Genomic DNA, 24864 nt, shown 5'->3' on the forward strand with positions numbered 1-24864 from the left:
GTGTCGCCGTTGGGTGCTTCGCAACCCTTCCGTATCGAGTGTCGCTGGCGGAGCCTGGGATCGAACGATGGGGAAGATATTCCTCTTTAGTGGAGCCGACGTCAAGACCGCAATTACGCGAGGTCATCCTCGGATTTTTTGTGCAAGAGGGCATTTGCGATCTCAGGACGCGAGGTTCGGCGTTATAGGCCGAGTCGACTGGGAGAGAAATTATGAAACCAATCGGTGTGCAGCCTGTCTGGAGGTCGAGCGGATTGCGTCGTAGTTGCGCGGTGCGTCGCACCGAAGCGGCCTTAAACGCGCAGGATCAGACGGTTGTGCAAACCGTCGCTGGCTGGCCATGTCACTCTGCCGTCGGGCAGAGTGGGCGCGCGCATTGTCTCTAAGCACACTGGTCATGCGAGAACTGTGCGTGACGAGGGTGGCGGGGATCGGGAAGGGGCGTCAGAGCGGTCGTCGGCCACCGGACATGACGATGAATGCCACGGTCTTGGACCGGCCCGGGTTCCTGAATGCGTGAATGACATCCGATTCGAAATAGAGCGCGTCGCCCTCGCCAAGCAGGTATGCCTGGCCTGCGAGGGTGATCTCGAGTTGGCCACGCTCAACGGTGATGTGCTCGATCCACCCCTTGTGGTGCGGAGCGAACTCTCCCGCATCTACCAGCGGGTCGAACTCGAGTCGGCCTGTCTCGAAGTCCAGGCCGTGTACGACGGGTGACGTTATTTTGCGTCGCCAACCCGCGGCGTCCGACACCACCCGCTGTGCAGCGACAGGAAGGTGAATCGCACGACCTTCACGTTCCTCGTCGAGCAATCGTGAGACGCTGACGCCGAGCGCGACGGCGATTCGATCGAGGACCAGGACGGTAGGAACTTTGGCACCGAGTTCGATCGCCGACAGCATGCTGCGGCTCACCTCGCTTGACCGGGCCAGGTCCTCCAATGACAGTCGTCGGAGTTGGCGTTCCGTCCTGATACGAGCACCGAGCGCCGTCATGGACAGCCGGTCCCTACCAGGGTCGTTCTCGTGCGACGCCGAAGTCATGAAAACAGAATAGCGTTGTGACATTGACGCTCCGGACGGATGCATAAGAATCTCGCCGGTGGTCGTCGGCGTCGGCAATGGGCGCGAGTTGGAGCATCGCCTCGAGAGTGCTGCGGCGGTCGTTTCGCGGCTGGCACTGTTGATGTGCCTGGGTGGGATTTGCCGCGGGGCGCGCTCCCCGGCGTTCGTTGGCTACCACATGTAAGTAGCTGGTCTGATCATGAACCATGCTGTGTATGGATAGCGGGGATGCCTTCCGTGTGCCAGTAGTCCGGTCGCGATGAACGACTGGGGGAGAGACCCGGCTCGACGCGTGGTTATCACGCAAAGTCTATCGACCCGGAACACCCGTTGAATAGGCCGCGCGTGATCGACGTGGGTAAAGAGGTGGCGGTGCATTCGGTCGGTGCATCGCAGTGTGAGCGGACTAGTTGGGTCGATTCGATCAGAGTGTGCAGGGATTGTTGAGCGGCGCAGTGTGTCGATCGGCCGGCGGCGGTGGGCTCCAACAGCGATTGACGTCGGTTGTCGGGATTCGTGTGCCGAATTGTCAGTCCTTGGGCTTCGAGGCGGTCGACGGTAGAGCTTGTCGTCGTCCAATGGCGCTGTAATTGGGCAGCGAGGGGGAGAAGCGTCATCGGGGTCGTCGCCGATACCAGGGCGTTGAGGATCTCGAACTTGGCATGCGTCAGCCCATGTGGGCGGAGCGCGGAGTCGATCGCCTTGCTTAGTTTTCGGTGCTCGAGTCCGAGTCGGGTATTGATGTCGAGCAACTGCATGGGAGTGAGCAGCGGCAGAGGATGTGGGTCGGTCATGGATGTCCTTGTGCTGGCGAGGGGGCTCGTGATTCCTCGTCTGCTGAGCGCCTACTCGTCGGGTTCATCGGCGCTGGTTGGGTGAGTCATGGTCGATCGAGGGGTGATGATTTCGATGAAGCGGCACAGGGTTTCTCGTTCGAAACGTACGTAGCGGTGCCGGCCGTCGATGGTCACGGTCACCAGTCCTGCTTCGGTGAGCATCTTTACGTGGTAGGAGACGGTGGATGGACCGACGTCTGCGTCGTCTACGAGGTGCGTACACGAAATCTCCCCTGCCCGGGCGATGATCGTCAGCAGGTGTAGTCGCATCGGATCGGCGAGGATGCGCGCGATGCGGGCGACCTTATCGGGGCAAGGGGGCTCGGAGTTCACTGGTCGTTCTCTGTCTGCTCAGTGGTTCGGCGGCGTGGTGATGTCGTGGTCTGCACGAATCAGGAGAGCCATCGCGGCTGCCCCGATGACGGGTCCCAGCGCAAGGGCCAGCAGTGCTGCAGACCAGGACAGGTGTTCGACCAGGACCGGGACCAGCCACAGGGTGAGGGTGGTCGTGAGGTAGCCGAGTGCGAGTTGGATGGACACTGCTCCGCCGACGTAGACCGGATCGGCGTGTTCGGTCACCAGCGCTGAGAATTGCGCCGAGTCGGCGATGACCCAGAATCCCCAGAATACGCAGAGCGCGAGCACGATCGGTAGTGGCGCGGTGTCGAGGATGCTCAGCGCGATCGCTGCGGTTCCCGAGCAGATCAGGCAGATCAGTGCCGATTGTGCCCGACCGTACCGGTCGCTGAGGCGGCCTCCGACGAAGCACCCGATTGCGCCGGCACCGATGCAGGCGAATGAGAGCGCGGACGCGGTCGCGTCGGGGTGGGGGCGGGTGGCGATGGCAGGAAGGGTGGCGAGGAATGTCCCGACCCAAGCCCACATGGCGTAGAGCTCCCACATGTGGCCCATGTAGCCGATGTTTGCGAGAGCGACGTGTTTGTTCCGGAGGCTGGTGATGGCAGCGGTGATGCTGAACGGCTGCCGGGGAAACGGGTACGGGCCGGAGGTGCGCAGTAGCAGGATCAGGCCGCCACCCGCCGCAGTCATGATGGTGGTGGCGGTGATGACGTGCTGCCACTGCACGTCTCCGAACGAGTTGACCAGGTGCGGCAGTGCCGACCCGAGTGTGAGCGCACCGATCATGACTCCGAGTGCGGTGCCGCGCCCGGTTCGGAACCAGGTGGAGACCTCTTTCAATGCCGGCGGATATACCGCGGCGAGGAAGATGCCGGTGAGTAGCCGCAGAGGTATGGCGGCGGCGAGGCCATCGGCGAAGAGTAGGCCGAGGTTGGCGAGGGCGGCGCCGACGGCGCCGCCGAAGATCAGGATGCGGCCGGGTACGGCGTCGGCCAGGCCGGTGGCGGCGGCGGTGACCGCGCCGATGACGAAGCCGAACTGGACGGCGATGGTCAGCAATGACGATGCTGCGGTGGACAAGTTCCAGACCGCCACGAGTTGTGGGACCACGAACGACGCCGAGAACCACACGCTCATCGACAGGAATGTGCTGATGGCGATCAGTGTGAGCGCGGTTGCGGGGCGTTGCGCTGGCGCAGCGGCCGATGTGTGCTCGGGCGCTGGTTGGAGCTCGGCGTCGTATGGGCTCACTACAGCTCGCCTCCGGGGTTCTTACTGCGGTGGGTCAGCCACCGGACACCACCGAGAGCGTCGATCGCCCGGTCCACGGAATCGAACAGGGCGACACCGGCGGCGGCCGCCACGGGCCGGAGCTGTCGAACCAACTCGTCCTGGTTCTCGTCGAATCCGCTCCGCAGCACCAGCGCGAGCGGGATACCACCACGGTCGGCGTTGACGAGGTCCTCGGTCAGCGACCGGACCAGCTTGTTTCCGGGCTCGACGGCCTGCATGTCGAACACGGTGCCGAGGTCGAGAAACGCACAGATCGCGTCGATCGAGTCGTCGGCTGCCACAGTGGAGACGATGGAGCCGGTGAAGCTGCCGGTCTCGTCGAACAGGGACCAGATCGGGATGTCGATCGGATTCGACAGGCTGGTTCCCGGGGCCTCGAACGATGCGAGGCGTTCGCGGGTGGATTCGGCGAACGGTGCCATCTGCAGATTCCACCGGTCGGCACGGTCGGAGCCGACCACGGCGACACCGCCGCCGCTGCCGATCAGGGCAAGATTGTCCCCGTCGAGCGCGGGAACGAATTGCAGGGCGGTGAGGACGTCGAGCAGTTGGTCGAGGTCGTCGACGAGAAGCACTCCTGCTTGGCGGGCGGCATCTTCGAGGAGCTGCGGATCGCTGGCGAGGGCACCGGTGTGCGATGCGGCGGCGGCTCCGCCGGCGGCGGTGCGGCCCCCCTTGAGGAGGACGACGGGCTTGGTCATCGTCCGGGCGAGCCGGAAGAATTCACCGGCCCACCGATCGTCCTCGAGGTAGAACGCGGCAGCGTGCGTCCGCGGATCGGCTTGGCAGAAGGCGAGCAGTTCGGCGGGGCTCACGTCGTCGCAATTGCCGACCGAGCTGACGAAACTGAACTGCAGTCCGAGCTCGGTCCCGCGCCGCAGGATGTCACCGGCGTAGGTGCCGGATTGCGACACTACCGCCAGGTGCCCCTCAGTCGTGCTGGAGGCGTCGGTGCCGATCATGGTCATCCGCTCGTACGGCGTGTAATGGCCGATGCAGTTGGGGCCGAGTACCCGTAAGTCGTTCGTGCTCAGGATGTCGTCGAACCGCGGGGTGTCGGCGGTGAGGATGTGCGCGGTGCGGGTGCCGCGTTCGGCGAGCGCACGCAACGTGTCGGGTACCGCTGCGGCCGGTAGCGCGAGGACCGCGCGATCGATGTTCTCGGGAAGCGCATCGATATCGGGCACGGTCGACACACCGTAGATGCTGGTGTTCTTGCCGCTGATCGGCACGATCTGGCCGGTGTAGCCGAAGTCGACGAGGCTGCGCACCGCTCGGAATCCCATTTTCCGTTCGTCGGCGGAGGCACCGACGATGGCCACAGATCGCGGGTAGATGGCGGGCCGCAAGGCCTCGTAACTGGCAGCTGGATCGGGGACCGGACGAACATGGCATTCGGTGACATCGAGTGCGGTTGCTCGGGCGTCGACGGCGACGATGCGATCGGAGGTGACGACGACCGGGTTGAAGTCGACCTCGGTGATGTCCTCGTTGAGCAGCAGGCCGGACGACCCGCCGACGGCGACGAGCATCTCGACGACGTCGTCGAGGCGCTGCGGGAACCGCTTCTCGATGACCCGTCCGAGTCGGGTGCTCGACACCATCCGCCGGGCCTCGACGGCATCGATCGGGGCCAGGGCGAACACCACATCGTCGAGTGTTTCGATGTCGACACCACCGTGGCCGAACATCACCACCGGGCCGAAGCCGGGTGCGTCGAGACCGCCGACCACGGCTTCGAGACCGGAGTCCACCATGGCCTCGACGGTGACGCCGCGGACCGTGGCACCCATGGCACGCTGCTTCTCGAGGAGCTCGTCGGTGCGGCGGTGGGTGTCCTCCGGCGCCACTCCGAGGAGGACTCCACCGGCTTTGCTCTTGTGGACGACGTTGTCGGCGACCAGTTTCACGGCGACGGGACGGCCGATTGCTACTGCGATCCGGCCGGCGTCGACGCCGTTGGTGGCGAAGGTGACCGCGTTGGCGGCGACGCCGTAGCGGACGGCAAGGTCGCGGACGGCGTCTTCGCGGATTCGTTGGGTCATCGGTCCGCTCCCACCTTGTCGAGTCTGTCCTGCAGGTCGGCGGGTGCATCCGGGTACTGCGGTGGCCGCTTCTGCAGGAAGGACTGCACACCTTCGTCTCCGTCGGGCAGATCGCGGACCACCGCGGCGAGCAGCGGTTCGAGTGCGGTGCCGGCGTCGAGTCCGTCGTGCAGGGTCACCCGGAGGCCGGTCTTGATCGCCCGCACCACGGCGGGTGAGACCTCCGCGATCTGATGTGCGAGCGCGAGTGCGCGGTCGAGGGTGTCGGCCGGGTCGCATACTTCGCTGACGAATCCGGATTCGCGGGCGGCGTCGGCGGCGACCGGTGCGGCGGTGGCCAGCATCTTGAACGCGACCGGGTAGCTCACGATGTCCAGCAGGCGACTCAACTGCCCGCCGACGGGGACCAGGCCGATGCGGGCGCCAACGGCGCAGAATTTCGCGTTGTGGCCGGCGATCCGGATGTCGCAATTGAGTGCCAGAATGAAGCCGGCGGCGTAGGCTGCGCCGTTCACGGCCGCGATGACCGGGGTGCCGAGCTCGGCGGGCAGTGTGAAGGCGGCATTGGCCTCGGGGTCACCTGCTGTCTCCGGGTTGTGCAGGACTTCCTGCAGATCGTGTCCGGACGAGAAGGTGTTGGCGTCACCGGTGATCACTATGGCCCGGACGGACGTGGTCTGATCGGCCTCGAGCAGTAACTTCCGCAGTTGTGGGGCCATATCGCCGCTGAATGCGTTGCGCTTGGCGGGGTTTGCGACGGTGAGAATCCGGACTGGACCGTCGTCGGTCCGGTTGATGGTGGCAGTCATGGAAATCGGCACTCCTGAAGGTCAGTGGGCGGCGGGGGCGTTAGCGACGGCACCGGCGTTCGTGCCGGGTGCGGTCGATTCGGGTGATACCGGTGCGGTGGTGCTGATCTGCCGGGTACGGCGCAGTGTCGAGGTGATACCGCTCCAGACGAGCGTCACGACGAGGTTCAGGATCAGCGCGGAGATGGCGATGTACATCGGCGAGGACAGAAAGAACGGGGCCGCCGTCGAGCCGCCGAAGTGACTGGCCTTGGGTGATGAGACGTTGTAGGCGGCGATCGTGCCGTAGGCGATACCGACTGCCCACCCTGCCAGCAGTGCCCGCTTGTCGGCGAAGCGTTCGGTGAACAGGCCGAGCAGCACCGTGGGGATGGTCTGCAGAATCCAGATACCGCCGAGCAACTGGAAATTGAGGGCGAACTGGCTGTCGAGGGTCAGGACGAACACCAGCGCCCCGAGCTTGACCAGCACGGACACCACCTTGGAGATCTCGGTTTCCCGGCGGCTGGTGGTCTCGGAGCGGGAGAACTGGCGGATGATGTTCCGGCTGACCAGGTTCCCGGCGCCGATCGCCATGATCGCCGCAGGCACCAGGGCGCTCATCGCGATCGCGGCGTAGGCGACCCCGACGAACCACGAGGGGAACATCTCTTGCAGCAACTGCGGCACGGCGAACTGCGGATTGCCGTTGAGGGGTTCGATTCCGGCCGCCAGGGCCATCATGCCCAGCAACGCCACGAAGCCCAGAAGCAAGGTGTAGATCGGAAGGACGGACATATTCCGGCGCACCGTGCGGGCGCCGCGGGCGGCGAAGACACCGGTGATGGCATGCGGGTACAGGAAGAACGCCATCCCGGATCCGAGCGCGAGGGTCATGTAGACGCTGGCGTTGACGCTGATCGCCGCCGCTTCCGGGTCGGGGGAGTTGGTGCGCTCGGCGATCGCGGCGCCGGCGTCGGCGAAGATCTGTCCGAAGCCGCCGAGTTTGATCGGGATGACGATGACGGCGACGATGACCACGATGTAGGTCAGCCCGTCTTTGAGGAACGCGATCAGTGCCGGTGCGCGGATACCCGAGGAGTAGGTGTAGGCCGCGAGAACACCGAATGCGATGAACAGCGGCAGGTCGCGGACGATCCAGCTGGCGTTCGGGCCGGCCTGGATACCCATGGAGGCGAAGACGACCTCGAGGCCGACGAGCTGCAGCGCGAGGTAGGGCAGGGTGGCAAGCAGTCCGGTGAGGGTGATCGCCAGGCCGAGGGCTGGTGATTTGAAGCGGTCGTTGACGAAGTCGGTCAGCGTCACATAACCCTTCTCGTGGGCCAGCCGAACCAGGCGGGGCAGGAACAGGAATCCCAGCGAGTAGAGGACTACCGCGTTGGGTATCGCGTAGAAGCCGAAGGCGCCGATACTGAAGATCGCCGCGGGTACAGCGATCAAGGTGTAGGCGGAGTACAGGTCGCCACCCAGCAGGAACCAGGTGATGAATCCGCCGAAGCCGCGGCCGCCGAGGGCCCACTCATCGAGTTGATGCTCGTTCTTTGCGCGGCGCCATCGACTGGCCACAAAGCCCATTCCGGTCACCAACACGAACAGGACCATGAACACACCGAAGGTGACACCGTTGAAGTTCATTGTGTGTCACCGGTTTCGGTCTCGTTGCGGAAGGCGATGAAGTAGGTGGCGCCGCATCCGCAGGCGGCGGCGACCGCCATCGTCATCTGGAACCAGTAGAAGAACGGCAAACCGCCGAGGGTGGGCTCGGTGCGCTGGTACAGCGGAACGGACAGGGCGAGTACGACCGGCGTGATCACGAGGACCGCGCAGATGACGCGTTTGGTCCACGACAATGTGGGTCGAGGGTTGTCCGGAGGGGTGCTGGGCGGAGGCGCAGGAATCATTTTGATACTCCTAAATCTATCGAAGTATTGGATGTGAGAATCAGATCACACCGGCGGTCGCTGGGTCAACGCCCAAGTTCTCGACACCGAAGATGCCCAACAAATGATCGAAAATATGTTGGGACAACCACATTCGGTGTCGCGGTTCGCGCGAAGTTGGAGAGTCATGATCGCGGAATGTCGTCGTCGACGTAGCAGGACAACGGGCGCGCCCACACACAGCACAACACCCCACCGGCGAGCAGGGGAGCGCCGCACATCAAGGCCACCGTGCGCAGAGTGAGGCCGAGGGCTGGCCATGTCCCGCGGTGGGATCCTCCACTCGGACGAGGACCAGCGTCAGAACGCCGGCCAGGACGAGACCCGCACCAGCGGTAACCACGTGGATCACTCTGGGGGACATCGCCACATCCCCCAGAGCAAGCATCCCGCGGCGTCCCAGCAGGCTACGGCAGCCGGTGCCATACGCTCGACCCACCGGCGTCGAACCCCCCGAACAGCGACTTTCCCCAAACGGGGGATCGATCCTTGTCGACCAAACCCGCGCGGACGCCTTCGACGAAGTCGGACGTACGGGCGAGATGGGTGGCGACATCCAGCTCCATCTTCAAACAGCGCAGCAGGTTCCGTTGTTTGCCCGCCGTCAACACCGCGAACGTCACCTCCAAGCTCTGCGGGGACGCCGAATCGAGTACCGCGAGAATTTCCCGTGACCATGAGCTGTGATGATCACGCAGGCGGGAGTAGATCTCGGACACGCTCGGTGCGCCAAAGCACCAATCGATCTCGCATCGGTGTTCAGCCAACCGGCTGGTGGTAGTCGGGGCTGCGGGAGGCAGTGAGCGCAGCACCTCATCGATCGGCGTTTGCGGGTTTTTCTCCAGCGCCGACACCACGAGGGCCACGTCGGCAACCCGATGCGTGGCCAGCCCGGTGTGCATGGCATCACCAGCATCGAGACGGTAGCCCGTCAACCCGAGGTACATCCCGAGCGCACCTGGAAGGCGGGACAGGAAATAGCTACCGCCGACATCCGGGAAGAACCCAATCGCGGTTTCGGGCATCGCCAGCACCGCCTTGTCACTGACGACACGGAACGCACCATGCACGGACAATCCCATTCCGCCGCCCATGCAGATCCCGTCGATCAGCGAGACCAAGGGGGTTGTGAGTTCCGCGATCCGGGCATTGAGGCGGTACTCGGAGGCAAAGAAGTCGTCACTGTCGCCGTATGCACCGGCGACAGTGTTCTGACGGATCTGGCGGATGTCCCCACCGGCGCAAAACGCCTTCGCACTCGAACTCTCCAGTACCACAGCGGTGCCCGGATCCTTCTCCCATTCGTCGATAGCACGGTGGAGTTGGTCGATCATCGATGTGGTCAGCGCGTTCAATGCCTTCGGGCGATTGAGCACGATCCGGCCGATCGGCCCCTGGCGGAGATACCTGATCTCGTCACTGCCACCGAGAGCGATGGTGCGCGGTTCGGCCACAACAGCCGGGCGATCATGGGTAAGGGTGTATCCGCACCGCCCGAATCGGACCTCACTCATGGGTGGGCATGGAGAAGTCGGTGCGGGTCTGGGTGTCGTTGGGCCAGCGGGTGGTGGCGGTCTTGTTGCGGGTGTAGAACCGCACGCCTTCGGGTCCGTGAATGTGGTGGTCACCGAACAGGGAGCGTTTCCAGCCGCCGAAGGAGTGGAAGGCCATCGGCACGGGGATCGGGACGTTGATGCCGACCATGCCGGCCTTGACCTGGGCGAGGTAGGTGCGGGCGGTGTTGCCGTCGGCGGTGAAGATGGCGGTGCCGTTACCGAATTCATGATCGTTGACCAACTGGAGGGCCTTCTCGAACGATTCGGCGCGCACGATGGACAGGACCGGTCCGAAGATCTCCTCGAGGTAGATCCGCATTGTCGGGGTGACGTGGTCGAAGAGGGTGCCGCCGAGGAAGAACCCGTCGCCGGCGTTGGCGGGGATCCGCTCGCGTCCGTCGACGACGAGTTCGGCGCCCTCCTCGACGCCGAGGTCGATGTAAGAGGCGACCTTGTCGCGGTGCGCACCGGTCACCAACGGGCCCATCTCCACCTCGGCGGCGGTACCGGGGCCGACCTTCAGGTCGGCAAGAGCGGCGATCAACCGCTCACGCAGGGCGTTCGCGGTCTCCTCCCCGACCGGCACGGCCACGGAGATGGCCATGCAGCGTTCCCCTGCCGAGCCGTAGGCGGCACCCATCAGCGCGGACACGGCCTGGTCGAGATCGGCGTCGGGCATGATCACCATGTGGTTCTTCGCCCCGCCGAGGGCCTGCACGCGCTTGCCCTGCGCGGCAGCGGTGCTGTGGATGTACTCCGCGATCGGAGTGGACCCGACGAAGCTGATCGCCTCCACCTGATCGTGGGTCAGCAACGCGTCGACCGCGACCTTGTCGCCGTGCACGACGTTGAACACCCCGTCCGGCAGACCCGCCTCGGTCAGCAACTTCGCGAGTTCGACGCTGAGGGTGGGGTCCTTCTCGGACGGCTTCATCACGAACGTGTTCCCACACGCCAAAGCGACGGGGAACATCCACATCGGGACCATGGCGGGGAAGTTGAACGGCGAGATGCCCGCGACGACGCCGAGGGGCTGGCGGAAGGTGACTCCGTCGACGGCGCGGCCGACGTTCTCGGAGAACTCACCCTTGAGTTGCTGCGGGATGCCGCAAGCGAATTCGACGACCTCGAGGCCGCGGGTGACCTCACCCTTGGCGTCGGAGTGCACCTTGCCGTGCTCTGCGGTGATGATCGCCGCCAGCCGATCCGAGTGCTGTTCGACGAGGTCGCGGAACCGGAACATCACGCGGGCCCGGATGTGCGCGGGGGTGGCCGACCAGGTCGGAAAGGCATCGGCGGCGGCAGTGACCGCGGTGTGAACGTCCGCGGGTGTGGCCATCGCGACCTTGCCGGTCACCTGCCCGGTGGCGGGGTTGTAGACGTCGGCGCGGGTGGCGGCGCCGCGGGCATCGACACGACCGGCGATGTAGTGGTCGATATCGACCGGCCGAGAGCCAGTGGTGTCGGTCGCCGGGGTGGGAAGGGTGGCAGTCATGTGAAGGTTTCTCCTGGAGGGGTTTTCAGCCGTAGATCTGGGCGTAGAGGTCGCGGATCTCGGCGTCGGTCGGGACGAGCGGGTTGTTGTTCGGTGACCCGGAGGCCAGGGCCTGCGCGGCCATCAGCGGGATCAGCTCGTTCCACCGGTCCTTTTCGATCCCGTACGCCTTGGGGGTGGGCACGGCCACGTCGCGGCACAGCTCGCGCAGTGCGTCGACGAGGTTGTTCGCGGCGGGCGTGTCGTCCTCGCCGACGGCGGCGACCCCGAGGGCGCGGGCGCAGTCGGCGTACCGCGACTGCGCGGCACCGACCGAGAATGCCGTCACCGCGGGGAACAGCATGGCGTTCGACAAGCCGTGGGCGACGTGGAAGTGGGCGCCGATCGGGCGGCTCATCCCGTGCACGAGGGCAACGGAGGAGTTGGAGAACGCGATGCCGGCCTGGGTGGCGGCGAGCATCATCTGCTCACGGGCTTCGGCGTCACCGCCGTCGGTGTAGGCGCGGCGCAGGACGCGGCCGATGGTGCCGATCGCGGTCAGGGCGAGACTGTCCGAGAACGGGTTCGCCTTCTTGCTGACGTACGCCTCGATCGCGTGGGTCAGCGCATCGACGCCGGTGTCGGCGGTCAGCCGCGGCGGCATCGACACGGTCAACTCGTAGTCGATGACCGCGGCGACCGGCAGAAACGCCAGGCCCGGGCAGAGCATCTTCTCGTCGCTGACGCTGTCGGTGATGACCGTGAACTGGGTGGCCTCGGACCCGCTTCCGGCGGTGGTGGGGACCGCGATGACCGGCAGGGCCGGTCCCACATTGTTGCGGGGAGCCTTGTAGTCGCGCATCTGCCCGCCCTGGCGGCCGAGCATCCCGAGGGCCTTGGCGGTGTCCATCGGACTGCCGCCGCCGAACCCGATCACCGAATCGCAGTCGTGCTCGGCGATCGCGGCGACGCCCGCGTCGAGGGAAACGGTGGTCGGATCCGGGACTGTACCGTCGAACAGGCGCGGCGACAGACCGGCGGCCTCGAGGTTCTTGATCATCTGTTCCGCCGCGCCGGTGCCGACGAGGAAGGAATCGGTGACCACCAACGGGCGGGTCAGCCCGAGGCCGTTGACCACCTCGCCGATCTCGGCGACGGCGCCGCCGCCGATCCGCATGATCCGCGGAAGAGAAATGGGTGCAGACATGGATTCTCTCGCTTTCAGCGATGGGTGAACATCGGGGTGCGCTTGTCGAGGAACGCCGACATCCCCTCGGCCTTGTCTTCGGTGGCGAAGGAAGCATGGAACATCCGCCGCTCGAAGCGCAGCCCCTCCGACAGGGTCGTCTCGAACGCGCGGTCGACCGACTCCTTGGCCATCAGCACCGCGGGCCGGGAGAACCCGGCGATCTTCGCCGCTGCCTTGACCGCTTCATCGACCACGTTGCTGGCCGGAACGACCCGAGCGACCAGCCCGATGCGCTCCGCCTCCTCGGCGTCGATTGTGCGACCGGTCAGGACCATGTCCATCGCCTTGGACTTGCCGACCGCGCGGGCCAGACGCTGGGTGCCGCCGGCGCCGGGCAGAATCCCGAGGGTGATCTCTGGCTGACCGAACTTGGCGGTCTCGGCAGCGATGATGAAGTCGCAGCTCATCGCGAGTTCGGCGCCGCCGCCGAGGGCGTAGCCGGCGACCGCGGCGATGATGGGCTTGCGGGTGGTGGAGGCGCGTTCCCAGCTGGCCGTGATGAAGTCTTCGAGGTAGACGTCGGTGAAGGACTTGGGCTGCATCTCCTTGATGTCGGCGCCGGCGGCGAAGGCCTTGGCGCTGCCGGTCAGGACGACGGCGCCGATGCTGTCGTCGGCTTCGGTGGCATCGAGGGCGGCGGTCAGCTCCTCGGTGAGGGCGTTGCACAGGGCGTTGAGGGCCTTCGGACGGTCGAGCGTGATCAGCGCAACCGGGCCCCGGCGTTCGACGCGGAGATGTTCGTAATCTCCCCCCTGGTCCTCGAACGAGGTGGCCTTCTCTGCAATGGCGGTCATTTCTTCCGCACTCCTGTTTCTAGTGTGTCGGTGATGGACGACGTCAGACGGTGATGACCGTCTTTCCCTGGGTACGTCCGTGGGCGAGTTCCTCGAGGGCATCGGGCACATCGTCGAGACCGGCACGGGCGGTGATCAGCGGGTCGATCAGGCCGGCAGCGGCCATCTCGAAGATCGCTGCCTGGGCGATGTGCACGAGATCCGGGCGATGTGTGCGGTACAACGACCAGTGCAGGCCGGCGATGGTGTAGTTCTTCACGAAGGCGTGGTTGAGGTGCGGCCTGGGGATGTAGCCGCTGGCGAATCCGATGACCACGATGCGTCCTTCGAAGGCAATGTATTTCGTTGCCTGCTCGTACGCCTGGCCGCCGACCGAGTCGAAAACGATGTCGGCGCCGTCCGGTGCGGCGGCCTTGACCTGCTCGATCACGTCCCCGCGGGAGCGGACGACGACTACGTCCGCTCCGAGACCGGAGACGGTGACGGCTTTGCCCTCGTCGGACACGATCGCGATCACGGTCGCGCCCGCCGCCCGGGCGACCTGCACGGCCGCCGAGCCGACACCGCCGGCGGCGGCGGTGACCACGACAGTGTCGCCGGCCTTGATCGCGGCCCGCCGGTGCAAACCGAGCCACGCCGTCAGGTAGGTCAGATGCAAGGTGGCCGCGGTGGTGTCGTCGATGTTGCGGGGAACGACGTAGGCCTCGTCGGCGTTCATCAGGGCGACCTCGGCGAAGCCGCCGTGCGGAAGAATCGGCTGCCCGACGATCCGCGAGGCAAGCAACCGCGGATCGACTCCACCGCCGATGTCGTCGACCCACCCGCACACTTCGAGGCCCGGAGTGAACGGCGGGACCGGCTTCTGCTGATACTCGCCCCGGCACAGCAGAACGTCGGCGAAGTTGCACGAGGTGGCGGCCACGCGAAGCCGGACCTGCCCGTGCCCGGGGGTCGGTTCGGTTGTGTCTTCCAGCCGCAGGACGGAGGCGGGTTCTCCGTACTGGCGGACTCTCCATGCTCGGGACATGTTGTGCACCTTTGCTTGTGGTTCTGCTATGCCGTTGCGGGTGGTCAGGGCCGTCGACCCTCGTCCGGGGTGGTGGCGCCGATGAGGTGGACGGTGTTGCCGAAGACCTCTTCGCCGCGGCCCATCTGGGCGTGGGAGAGCGGAATGTCGGCCATGGGGAGGACTCGGCCGACGACCGGGTCGATCTTCCCGTCGACGACGAGCTGGTTGTAGGCGATGGCCTGTTCGTCGTTGGTGCCGTGCGAGCCCTGCAGTCGCTTCTGGCGGGTCCAGTGGTACCGCAGGTCGACCATGGCGTCGAATCCGGTGGTGCCGGCGCAGATGGCGACCATGCCGCCGGGCTGGCACACGAAGATGCTGGTGGGGATGGTGGAGGCACCGGGGTGCTCGAACACGATCGCCGGGTCTTCTCGGCTGCCGGCGATCTCCCAGAGCTTCTTGCCGAACGCACGGGCACCGGCGGTCCACTTCTTCTGGCCTTCGGTGTCGTCGACGAGCGGCGGGACGCCCCAGTGATCGAACTCGCGCCGGTTGATGTAGCCGATGGCCCCGTACTTCATTGCGTAGGCGCCGCGGTCGTCGTCGGAGACCACGGCCACGGCCCGGCCGCCCGCCTCGCGCACGAGCTGGCAAGCCTGGGTTCCCAGACCACCGGATCCGCCCCACACCAGTACCAGATCGCCCTCGGTGACGGTGTTGCCCTTCCAGCCGTGCAGCATCCGGTACGCGGTCGTTCCCACAAGGGTGGGTGCGGCGGCTTCGGCCCAACTCAGATGCGCAGCCTTGGGGAGAACCTGATGCGCCTGCACTCGGGCGAACTGGCCGAACGAGCCGTAGTTGGTGTCGTATCCCCAGATCTTCGCGCTCGGGGCGATCATCTGGTCGCGGCCGGCGCTGATCCACGGGTCGTTCTGGTCCCAGACGCCCGGATGGATGACGACCTCGTCGCCGATCTGGATGCCGCTGACACCCTCACCGACGGCGTAGACGATGCCGGAGGCGTCCGAGCCGCCGATGTGGAAGTCCTCGCTCTCGCCCCGGCGCTGCCGAGTGGCGACCTGATCGACCGGGTAGCCGCGGGCCGCCCAGACGTTGTTGTAGTTGACCCCGGCTGCCATCACGGCGATCAGTACTTCACCGGTACCGAGGTGCGGGGTGTCGACGACCTCGTGCACGAACGCCGTGGCGGGATCGCCGTACCGCTCCGGGCGCACGACCTGCGCGTGCATGCTCTTGGGAACCACGCCGAGTGGGGGCAGCGTTCCCGGCTCCACCGCGTCGGTGGTCGGGTCGGCAACGGACTGGCGCTCCATCAGTTCGGTCACGATCATCTCCTAAAGATTTATATTCGTAGAATCATCAAACTATAAGGCGGGTGTCATCTCCAAACCCGCCGGCCCCTCGGCCGGAAAGGCGTGCCGGCGAGATCAGACTTCGGACACCGGTTGCGGGAGAAGGGTTCTCACGCAACCGGTACCGAATGGTTACTGCTCGACGGCGCCGTACCGCTCGTCCCGCCACGCCAGCGCGGCCCCGAGTCCCTTGGACGCGACGAGCTCGGTGAACTCGGCGCGCTCGGGGGTCTCGGCCGAATTCAGCACCGCGGCGATATCGAGATTCGACTCGACCGCACTGGTCAGCCCCATCGCGTCGTACGCGCGGGTGATGGCACGCTTGGTGTACCGAAGGATCGACAGGGGAGTGAGCGCAATCTTGCGAGCGAGGACGTCGACGGTTGCTTCGAGGTCGGTCTTGGCGACCACACGGTTGACCATCCCGAGCGTCGCGGCTCGTTCGGCGTCGATGATGTCTCCGGTGTAGAGCAGTTCGTTGGTGGCCTTCTGCCCCAGCAGGAACGGCATCAACAGCGTCACAGGTCCGGACCCGAACCGGATCTCCGGCTCACCGAACTGGGCGTCGTCGGCGGCGATGATCAGATCGCAGGCCATCGCCAGTTCGCAGCCACCGGCCAGGCACCATCCGGAGACGGCGGCGATGACCGGTTTCTTCAGGCGCCACACCTGCATCGACAGCCCGATGTTGTTGGTCAGGCCGGCATGCCACTGCTCGGCGGTCGAGACACCCATCTCCACTTCCTGGGCGATGTCGTAGCCGACACTGAACGCCTTCTCCCCACCCTGCAGAACGACGACCTTGATCGCCGGGTCGGCTTCCGCGGCGGTCAAGGCCTGCGCCAGCTCTTGCATCAGTTCGACCGACAGTGCGTTGAGCTTTTTCGGCCGGTTGATGGTCAGCCAGGCCACCTCTCCGCGGTGCTCGGTGCGGACGAGATCGTCGGTGGATGTGGTCATGCTATTGCCTCGCTTTGCGTTTGTATTTCGGAAGCTGATTGCGTCCGCAGACGTGCCTTGTCGACCTTTCCCACTGCCGTTCGGGGGAGTGCGTCGACGACGATGAAGTGGTCGGGAATCCACCATCGGGGGAATCGCTCACCGACGTGCGCGCGAAGCGCGACGTCGATGTCCCCGGTGGCGTCGTCGGCGACCACGATGTAAGCGAGTGGTCGCTCGATCCATCGCGGATGCGCCATCGCCACGATGGCGGCCGACGACACGGCCGGATGGGTGCACAGGTACTGCTCGAGTTCCGCTGTCGCAATCCACTCACCACCGGACTTGATCAGATCTTTCTCCCGGTCGTGCAGGCTGAGTCGACCCCGTTCGTCGATCGACGCGATATCTCCGGTGTCGAACCAATCCGTACTGCCGTCCCGAACACCGACGACGAACGGCCCGCGCACCTGCAGCCGACCCATGGAAGGGCCGGAGCCATCCTGATCGAACCCATCTTCATCGATACGTAGTTCCACCAGCGGAATGGGCACACCGGCGGAGGTCGTGGGGTCGGTGCGTTCGTAGGTGCTGCACGCCATGGTCTCGGTCATGCCCCACGCCGTACCGACAGTGGCACCGAGAACCGTCGCCACCGCGCGCACGACCGGCTGTGGGACCGCGCTCCCACCACTGAAGACCTCGCGGAGACTGCCTGGGCGGGGTGCACGGCCGGCCGAGACTGCCGCGCATACGTCGTGCCAGATCGTCGGGACCGCGGCGGCGATGGTGACGGATTCGTCGCTGATAATTGTCGCCACTCGATCCGCCGCCAAGTCGCCTCCGCACAGGATCAACGACGCCCCAGTGAGAGCGCAGGTGAGCGGAAGCCCCCAACCGTTCACGTGGAAGAACGGTGCGAGGGGAAGGACCCGATCGTCTCTGCTCAGTCCCGACGCTTCCGTGGTGGCCTGGCTGAGGGTGTGCAGCATGACCGCGCGATGGCTGACCGGATAGCTCTTGGGACGCCCAGTGGTGCCACTGGTGTGGAACAGGTACGCAGTGATGTCTTCATCGCTGACGGCCGCTGGGACCGTTGCCTTTCCACCCAGCTCGACCAGGTCCTCGTACCGGACGAATGAATCCGAGTACTCGGACCAGTCATGGTCACCGACCACGATCAACGCCACGTCGGATTCGCGCAACGCGGCCAGGACGGCTCTGGCGCTATCGCCGAGGACTGGGTGGTCCATCATCTCCCCGTCGACCACCACGGCGGCCGGTCGGGGAGACAACGCCTGGTCGATCAACACCTCGGCGCTCAGACGTGCGTTGAGGCTGTTGACCGCGGCGCCGAGGAGGGGAACACCCAGTAATACCTCGAAGTGCTCGAGAGTGTTGAACGCAAAAACAGCGACGGTCTCTCCCGATCCGATGCCCAAACCCGCTTGCGCACCCGCGGCCAGTCGCCGTGCCCTCGATGCCACCTCCGGGAAGGACCACCGCGTGGTCGCCGCCCCGCCGGCCTCTCCTGCGATGCTCACGACCTCCGACTGCGGATGAATATTGCTCATCCGCCACAGCAGATGGTCGACGGTCAGGGGAAACATGGCTACTTGACCAGGGTGGTGACGACCTGCACCGGGTTGGCGAGGGTATCCCGAATCGGCGAACGCTTCTGCACGGCGTCGGTCAGCTCTTGCAACTGCTCGGTCGAGGCGTTCGGCGACTCGGCGTGCACGTCGATTCGGATCTCCTGGGCACCGGGACGCACAGAGTCATCGAGGTTGAGGAAGCCCTGGAGATCGAAATCTGTCTGCATCTCCAGCCGCAGCGAGGACAGTTCGATGCCCCGCACGGCCGCGTTGGTGGCGTAGGTGACCGCGTAGCAGCCGGCGAGCGCCTGGAGCACATACTCGGCGGGGCTGGCAGCCTTGTCCGTGCCCAGCAAAGCCGCCGGCTCATCGGACTCGAGGACGTACGAGGCCTCCCGGCTGCTCACCAGCCCGCCGTTCTGGTGCAGCTCGCCCGTGGTCGAACGCTGATGGCAGCCGTCGAGCCACTCGGATCCGAGCGAGAACGTCACCTGGGCGAGTGCGGGGGTCTCGCGGACCGCGTCGATCGTTGCGTGAAGGGCCTGCTTGTCGACACCGTTGATGGTGGTGGCCGAGGAGGTGCTGGTCATGAGGCATTGCCTTTCGTTTCATTTGGCGAGTGCGCGGGCGTCGAAGGACGCCTCCGCTAGGCCTTCAAGGGGGCGGGGGAGTCGTGGTTGTCTACTGCGGCAGGGTTTTGCGGTGCTGAGCGGGGGTCGAGATCGATGTCCTTCTTGTTGGTCTCCGGTGCGAGGTACGCGCAAACCGCGGTGATGACGCTGAGGACGGTGAAGTACCCGACGACCAGCCACGGGCTTCCGTTTCCGACTGCGAGCAGTGTTGTCGCGATCAGAGGTGAGAAGCCGCCGGCGAACACCGAACCGATTTGATATCCGACTGATGCTCCGCTGTATCGCACTCCGGTGGAGAACATTTCAGAGAAGAAGGCCGCTTGTGGACCGTACATTGCGTCGTGGAAGAAGTTCAATCCGATCACCATTGCAAGGGTGATCAGCACTGGGTTCCCTGTGTCGGCGAGGAGGAAGAACGGGCCGATGAACAGTGCACTGGTGACGGCACCGAACAGGTACAGCGGGCGGCGGCCGAACTTGTCGGACAGCGCGGCCCACATCGGTACGGAAACAAGTCCGATGGCCGAGGCAATCAGGACCGAATTCAATCCGATGCTGGTGGCCGAGCCCAGACTGCGGGCGATGTAGGCGATGCCGAACACGGTGTAGAGGTAGTAGATCGCGTTCTGCGACAATCGCATTCCGGTCGTCAGATACACCGCACGTCGTTCGTTGCGGAACAACTCAACCACAGGCCTTTCGGCGATGGTGTCGTTCTTCTTCATTTCGGCGAACTTCTCCGGTTCGGACAGGCCGATACGGATCAGTAGGCCGACGAAGACCAGCAGTCCACTGATGAGGAAGGGGATCCGCCATCCCCAGGCGAGGAATGTTTCCTCGTCGAGGACGGTGCGAGCGATGCTGAACGCTCCGACGGCAAGCAGCATGCCGGCCGAAACACCGATCTGGGTGAAGCTCCCGTAGAAACCGCGTCGGTTCGCGGGTGCGGACTCCACGGACATCAGTGCTGCGCCGCCCCACTCGCCGCCGACGCCGAATCCCTGTGCGAGACGGAGAACGAGCAGCAGGATCGGCGCCCAAATACCGATCGAGGCGTGGGTGGGAAGGACGCCGATGAGAGTGGTGCTCGCTCCCATGATGAGCAGCGACGCCACCAGCATCGCCTTGCGGCCCACCCGGTCACCGATGTGGCCGGCGACGACGCCCCCGATGGGGCGGGCGAGGAAGCCGACCGCGTAGGTGCCGAAGGCTGCGATGAGTCCGATCGCGGGGCTGACGTCGGGGAAGAAGAGGGGGCTGAACACCAGGGCCGCGGCCGTGCCGTACAGGAAGAAGTCGTACCACTCGATCGTGGTCCCGACGAAACTTCCCAGTGCGACCATGCGCGGCGAGTTGGGCTTCTTTTCACCCGACGGCGCTGTCGGTGAGCTCATGGTCGGGGTCTCCTCTCGGGAGGGGGTCGCCGCACGGAGTCGGGACCAAGAGGGATGTGGGGGTATGTACTTGGGTAGCCGCGGGGTGCGGCCAGGGAGTTGGGGTCCGAAGCGGTGAAGGGTCTGCTGTGATGTAGGGCCCGACTCCTCTTCGGTGTGGCTCAAGTCTCAGCTGCAGGTGAACGAACGGCAATGGCCAATGTGGAGCAAGGCTGTGCAATTCTGCAGAACGCAGGTCAGGGCCAGTTTCTGTTCGTCACGGAGGCGCGAAGGGCATCGCCAGCTATAGTTGGAATGTTGGCCATTCGTAGAAATATCGAAGGATTAGGAGTGCCCGTGCTTCACGCCGCACCAACTCTCGACGAGCAGGTGGACATCCTCAAAGCACTCGCGGACCCCGTGCGGTTGGATCTCCTCCGGCGCATCGCCGCCGTCGACGAGATGGCCTGCACCGACCTGGTCGACGAATCCCATGTCTCCGCCTCGACCGTCTCCTATCACGTCAAAACGCTGAGGACCGCCGGGCTCGTGCAGGTCCGCAAAGAGGGGCGCAACTTCCACTACACCTACCGGCCCGAGACCGCCCGTGCATTGGCGGCCGCGCTGAACAGCCTGGGCTGATCGGGTCGTGTACGTCTCCACTGTCCGTGGAGGAGGAACGGGCGACTATCACGTAGCACGGTGCCGATCGCGCAGCCGCTGCGGTTCGAGGGCCACCCCGAATTCGGGGGTTAGGACCGAGCCCTCGGCCCCTATGAACACCCCCTGGGCTCGCTCGGTGCCTGCTGCCAAATCTCGGGCACATCGTTGCGGGGTCACCCCGAGTAAAGCAGTTTCGACAACTCCGTGCTGGTGTCCCACGGAGCCGGCGCCTCAAGATTCGACACCCTCGAAATCGATGGTGCGGTGGACACGGCGAGCAGGTCCAGGACCTGGGGCAGGAAGCGGAACGCCGCGGTCCGATCGTTCAGCGTGGAGACCGCTGTGAGTCGGCGGCTGATCTAGTGGGCTGTGAACAGCCCGCTGGGATGGTCCGCGACAAGTTGCTCGATGTGCTCAGCCATAACGCGAACCCGCGCTAGGCGCACGAGGTCGCGCGGGATGGACATCCAATAGCTTCTCTCGATCTTCGAGGTGATTGCCGTCAGGCGTTGCAGTCGGGGATTGCAGTCGGCAATGAACGACGGGAGCAACGCAATGCCGAGATCCGCTTCCGCGGCCTGGATGAAACCAGCGATGTTATTCGTCTGGATCCGTGCTTTCGCATTCGGCAGCACTTCGTACAGCAAATTGAACGTGGTGTGGTCCAGAGCGGTATCGACATACCAGATCAAGACGTGCTTGTAGAGATCCTCGATCTGCTCCACCGGAGGATGCGAAGCGAGATAGTCACTTGATGCATAGAAACCGAGCGTGTAATTGGCGAGTTTCTGAACAGTCACCGCGCGGGCTTGCGGCCGCTCAATAGTGACGGCCAGATCGAACTCGCGGGGAGTTAGGGATGCGTGCCGGTTCGCGGTCACGATCTCCATCGTGAGATCAGGATGCTGACGCTGGAGCCCTACAAGGCCGGGTAGCAACAGATATGCCCCGAATCCGTCGGGGGCGATCACCCGGACATGACCGGTCAGCGAGGAGTCCCGCGACAGACAGTCTTCCTGCGCCACCCGCATTGCTGATTCGATGGTCTCGGCATGGGCCAACAGTCGCAGCCCGGCGTCGGTGAGTGTCCATCCTTCCGACGTGCGATCGAACAAGCGGTTCTCGACAGCACGCTCGAGACGGGTGATGTGACGACTGACGGTCGTGTGATTGATCTGCAGGTACTTGGCGGCCTCGGTCAACCGACCACGGCGCGCGACCTCCAGAAAAAGTCTGAGGTCATCGGCAGAGAACATGGTTCAACTCTAGCCACCGTTACCGCGGATCCTCATCCCGCCACTACAGCGTCCTCCCAGTTCCGCATCATCGCCATTAAGGCCGACGGTGTGACTCCTAAGGTGTCGAATTGTCTGTCGACGGCGGGGTCGCGCCGTCCAAGGCCCTGCACCTTACTTGAAGTTCACGCGGGCGGGGAGTGACGCCCGCCCATTCTCTGCGAGAGCGCTCTTGCGGTCAGAGGGGGTGAACCTGCGCTTGAATGATCCCGCGAGACTTCTGAGTGGTCTGCGACGAAATTATACGTCGCAAGTTCTCCGGCCCAGGAGTCCTGTCGGTGTCTGTGTGGCAGAGTGGAGATCGCCGAAATCGACTCGAACTCCAGGACCTATACCGCTGCAACGGGTGTCGACCAGACCGCAGACAGGGTTGGTGTCGGAGCCGGGGGCCGCCGCAGGCCAGTCGCTGGGCGCGGCGACGTACTCACGGGCCGAGGGGCCCAGCCACACCGAGCAATCGGCGTAGAACGAGTCCAATTTGGTGCACAACGAGCGGCCGCCAGCATTGCCGGCGATTCCGATAACCGTGACCGCGTGTATTCGGCGATGCCGCAGATGGGTATGACCCCCAGACTGCATCGTTTACAGCTCCTCGTAAACAATCCTCTGTGAGCCGCCGCAACAGACCAGACCAGGTCCACCACGGTTCTCACTTGTGCTAGGCGCTGTCGTTCTCAGGCACGATCATCCAGTACTTCCGCAGGGCAGCGACGTCGTCGGGCGGGGGATCCGAACGAGCCGTGGACCGGAATCGCCGACGTCGAGGGTGGAGAGCCGCGACTCCGAGGCCTGCGGCCGCGGCGGTCCACCGGCCGGTGACGTTGTAGGGCTGGATCTGGGTACGGGTGACAGGGAAGGATATCGACGAGAATCCCGAGGGCGGGAACGTCGAGGTGCGAGTCGACCGTAGCCAATCAGTCTGTGGGCGTGTATATCGAGCAGAACTTTCGGGTGGCTCACAAGATACTTAGCGGTGGGTTTAGCGGAGAATGACACCCGTTTGGAATCACAGACTCTCTGCAGATTCTGAACGCCCACTTCTCTTAATCGCGTACCACCCAAGAGTCAGAGCCGGAACAATGATGACCAGCGAAGACACGGTATATGTGCCAATTGGGTAGTCGATTGCCATCAGCCCGAGGATGCAAGCAAGGAAGCCGAGCGTCGCATATGACGTATAGGGGGAACCTGGAGCCTTGAACGCGGGGCGAGCTACTTCTCCGCGTCGGGCGCGGCTGTGAAGTTTGATCTGGCAAAGGCAAATTACGGACCATGTCGAAAGAACCCCGAGCGCTGAGACGTTTATCGCAATCTCAAATGCCTCGCTGGGTACGATGTAATTGAGTCCAACACCGATCAGTGTCACGAATGCGGTCAGGATGACGCCACCAATCGGAACGCCCGCCTGACTCATCTTGGCGGTAAATCGTGGTGCTGCACCTTTCATTGCCATCGACCGGAGTATGCGGCCTGTGGAGTAGAGGCCGGCATTGAGGCTTGAAAGGGCGGCAGTAAGCACCACGAAGTTCATCACATTGCCGGCGGAAGGTATCCCGATCCGATCGAAGAAAGTGACAAAGGGGCTTTCGGACGCGCTGTACATGTTGTTAGGGAGCAAGAGCACAAGTAGCAACACAGACCCGACGTAGAAGACCGCGATCCGCCAGAGGATGCTGTTGACCGCCTTCGGCATGACCGCGACTGGATCCTTCGTCTCACCTGCTGCGATACCCACCAGTTCAATACCGGAGTAGGCGAACGTTACGCCCACGACGACAAGGACGAGTGGGAGCATCCCGTTGGGTAGCCAACCCCCGTGGTCGGCGATGAGATGGAGCCCGGGGCGTGCGCCCGATATCGGGTACTGGAAAGCGAGGACCATACTTCCCACGAGAAGGAAGGTGACCAAGGCGCCGACCTTGATGATGGCGAACCAGAATTCGAGTTCTCCAAAGAACTTCACCGAAAGAAGGTTGATAGTAAGCACAATCGTGAGGGCAGCGAAGGCGAGAAGCCACTGCGGCACGCTGGTGAAGAAGCTCCAATAATGGACGTAGATAGCTGCCGCTGTCACATCGACAATTGACGCCAGTGCCCATTGGATCCAGTACATCCAGCCGGCGACGAAGGCGAGTTTGTCCCCATACATCTCGCGTGCGTAAGAGACGAACGAGCCGGATGTCGGACGATGTAGGACGAGCTCGCCCATTGCGCGGAGCATGAAGAATGCGAATAGTCCGGTCACGGCGTAGGCGACCACGAGGGCTGGCCCAGCAGTCGCAATTCTGCCTCCGGCTCCGAGAAATAAGCCCGTTCCGATCGCGCCCCCGATTGCGATCATTCGGATGTGGCGTGGGGTCAGACCCTTGCGATAGGCGTCATCTCCTTCGCGGCGCGATCGCGCAGCGGATGACCCGTTGGCTGCATGCGACTCCGATGACGAGTCGTTCTGCGATACTGACTGACTCATGAGGATTCTTTCGACTCGGGATTCAAAAGCGATAGGGGAGAGCGGCGCCACCTGGGGCTTGCATCAACGAGCGAACATAAACTCTCCACCAGAC

General features: G+C 64.5%; 21 protein-coding genes. 1 reads left to right on the plus strand and 20 read right to left on the minus strand.

The window, feature by feature from the left end; genetic code table 11:
- Nucleotides 1-444 precede the first annotated feature (444 nt).
- From ROP_RS35745 to ROP_RS35825, 18 genes are all read right to left on the minus strand, one after another.
- Nucleotides 445-1125, minus strand: coding sequence for a helix-turn-helix domain-containing protein (locus tag ROP_RS35745; protein WP_148222543.1), 681 nt, complete (start codon nucleotides 1123-1125; stop codon nucleotides 445-447).
- 242 nt (nucleotides 1126-1367) lie between these two features.
- Complete coding sequence (locus tag ROP_RS42870) at nucleotides 1368-1862, minus strand: MarR family winged helix-turn-helix transcriptional regulator (RefSeq protein WP_015890858.1); 495 nt, start codon at nucleotides 1860-1862, stop codon at nucleotides 1368-1370.
- Nucleotides 1863-1913: 51 nt separating this feature from the next.
- Nucleotides 1914-2237, minus strand: a complete 324-nt coding sequence (locus ROP_RS35750) for an ArsR/SmtB family transcription factor (protein ID WP_015890859.1) — start codon at nucleotides 2235-2237, stop codon at nucleotides 1914-1916.
- An 18-nt stretch (nucleotides 2238-2255) separates the two neighbouring features.
- The gene (locus ROP_RS35755) at nucleotides 2256-3515 is read right to left on the minus strand and encodes an MFS transporter (RefSeq protein WP_015890860.1); all 1260 of its coding nucleotides are present in this window, start codon (nucleotides 3513-3515) and stop codon (nucleotides 2256-2258) included.
- Nucleotides 3515-5602, minus strand: coding sequence for an acetate--CoA ligase family protein (locus tag ROP_RS35760; RefSeq protein WP_015890861.1), 2088 nt, complete (start codon nucleotides 5600-5602; stop codon nucleotides 3515-3517). Before ROP_RS35760 ends, ROP_RS35755 begins: the two co-directional genes overlap by 1 nt.
- Complete coding sequence (locus ROP_RS35765; protein ID WP_015890862.1) at nucleotides 5599-6411, minus strand: enoyl-CoA hydratase/isomerase family protein; 813 nt, start codon at nucleotides 6409-6411, stop codon at nucleotides 5599-5601. The genes ROP_RS35760 and ROP_RS35765 overlap by 4 nt, the downstream gene beginning before the upstream one ends.
- Nucleotides 6412-6432: 21 nt before the next feature.
- Nucleotides 6433-8046, minus strand: coding sequence for a monocarboxylate uptake permease MctP (gene mctP, locus ROP_RS35770; protein WP_015890863.1), 1614 nt, complete (start codon nucleotides 8044-8046; stop codon nucleotides 6433-6435).
- Complete coding sequence (locus ROP_RS35775; protein WP_015890864.1) at nucleotides 8043-8312, minus strand: DUF3311 domain-containing protein; 270 nt, start codon at nucleotides 8310-8312, stop codon at nucleotides 8043-8045. The genes mctP and ROP_RS35775 overlap by 4 nt, the downstream gene beginning before the upstream one ends.
- A 446-nt stretch (nucleotides 8313-8758) precedes the next feature.
- Nucleotides 8759-9805 carry an enoyl-CoA hydratase/isomerase family protein gene (locus tag ROP_RS35780; RefSeq protein ID WP_015890865.1) on the minus strand — a complete coding sequence of 349 codons (1047 nt, stop codon included), beginning with the start codon at nucleotides 9803-9805 and terminating at the stop codon, nucleotides 8759-8761.
- 52 nt (nucleotides 9806-9857) lie between these two features.
- Entirely contained in the window at nucleotides 9858-11402 is a 1545-nt protein-coding gene (locus ROP_RS35785; protein ID WP_015890866.1) for a CoA-acylating methylmalonate-semialdehyde dehydrogenase, read from the minus strand.
- Nucleotides 11403-11427: 25 nt separating this feature from the next.
- A complete protein-coding gene (locus ROP_RS35790; RefSeq protein WP_015890867.1) occupies nucleotides 11428-12588 on the minus strand; it encodes an iron-containing alcohol dehydrogenase in 1161 nt (386 codons plus the stop codon).
- 14 nt (nucleotides 12589-12602) lie between these two features.
- Nucleotides 12603-13424, minus strand: coding sequence for an enoyl-CoA hydratase (locus ROP_RS35795; protein ID WP_015890868.1), 822 nt, complete (start codon nucleotides 13422-13424; stop codon nucleotides 12603-12605).
- A 43-nt stretch (nucleotides 13425-13467) separates the two neighbouring features.
- Nucleotides 13468-14451 carry an NADPH:quinone oxidoreductase family protein gene (locus ROP_RS35800; protein WP_015890869.1) on the minus strand — a complete coding sequence of 328 codons (984 nt, stop codon included), beginning with the start codon at nucleotides 14449-14451 and terminating at the stop codon, nucleotides 13468-13470.
- 44 nt (nucleotides 14452-14495) lie between these two features.
- A complete protein-coding gene (gene ccrA, locus ROP_RS35805) occupies nucleotides 14496-15776 on the minus strand; it encodes a crotonyl-CoA carboxylase/reductase (RefSeq protein WP_015890870.1) in 1281 nt (426 codons plus the stop codon).
- Nucleotides 15777-15935: 159 nt separating this feature from the next.
- The gene (locus tag ROP_RS35810; protein ID WP_015890871.1) at nucleotides 15936-16763 is read right to left on the minus strand and encodes an enoyl-CoA hydratase/isomerase family protein; all 828 of its coding nucleotides are present in this window, start codon (nucleotides 16761-16763) and stop codon (nucleotides 15936-15938) included.
- Nucleotides 16760-18352, minus strand: a complete 1593-nt coding sequence (locus tag ROP_RS35815) for an AMP-binding protein (RefSeq protein ID WP_015890872.1) — start codon at nucleotides 18350-18352, stop codon at nucleotides 16760-16762. The genes ROP_RS35810 and ROP_RS35815 overlap by 4 nt, the downstream gene beginning before the upstream one ends.
- A 2-nt stretch (nucleotides 18353-18354) precedes the next feature.
- Nucleotides 18355-18927: an OsmC family protein gene (locus ROP_RS35820; protein WP_015890873.1), complete on the minus strand. Its 573-nt coding sequence runs from the start codon at nucleotides 18925-18927 to the stop codon at nucleotides 18355-18357.
- Nucleotides 18928-18983: 56 nt separating this feature from the next.
- The gene (locus tag ROP_RS35825; protein ID WP_015890874.1) at nucleotides 18984-20363 is read right to left on the minus strand and encodes an MFS transporter; all 1380 of its coding nucleotides are present in this window, start codon (nucleotides 20361-20363) and stop codon (nucleotides 18984-18986) included.
- Nucleotides 20364-20693: 330 nt separating this feature from the next.
- Between ROP_RS35825 and ROP_RS35830 the strand changes: the two genes are divergently transcribed.
- Nucleotides 20694-20984 (plus strand): ArsR/SmtB family transcription factor, encoded by a 291-nt coding sequence (locus tag ROP_RS35830; RefSeq protein ID WP_080512552.1) that lies wholly within the window; start codon nucleotides 20694-20696, stop codon nucleotides 20982-20984.
- Nucleotides 20985-21364: 380 nt separating this feature from the next.
- On the opposite strand, the gene ROP_RS35835 is transcribed toward ROP_RS35830, so the two are convergent.
- Together ROP_RS35835 and ROP_RS35840 are read right to left on the minus strand one after the other, a co-directional pair.
- Entirely contained in the window at nucleotides 21365-22261 is an 897-nt protein-coding gene (locus tag ROP_RS35835; RefSeq protein ID WP_015890876.1) for a LysR family transcriptional regulator, read from the minus strand.
- Between the two features lie 1045 nt (nucleotides 22262-23306).
- Nucleotides 23307-24770: an amino acid permease gene (locus tag ROP_RS35840; RefSeq protein WP_015890877.1), complete on the minus strand. Its 1464-nt coding sequence runs from the start codon at nucleotides 24768-24770 to the stop codon at nucleotides 23307-23309.
- Between the last annotated feature and the right edge of the window lie 94 nt (nucleotides 24771-24864).

Origin of the sequence: Rhodococcus opacus B4, from assembly GCF_000010805.1 — a bacterium.
GTDB classification, from domain to species: Bacteria; Actinomycetota; Actinomycetes; order Mycobacteriales; family Mycobacteriaceae; genus Rhodococcus_F; species Rhodococcus_F opacus_C.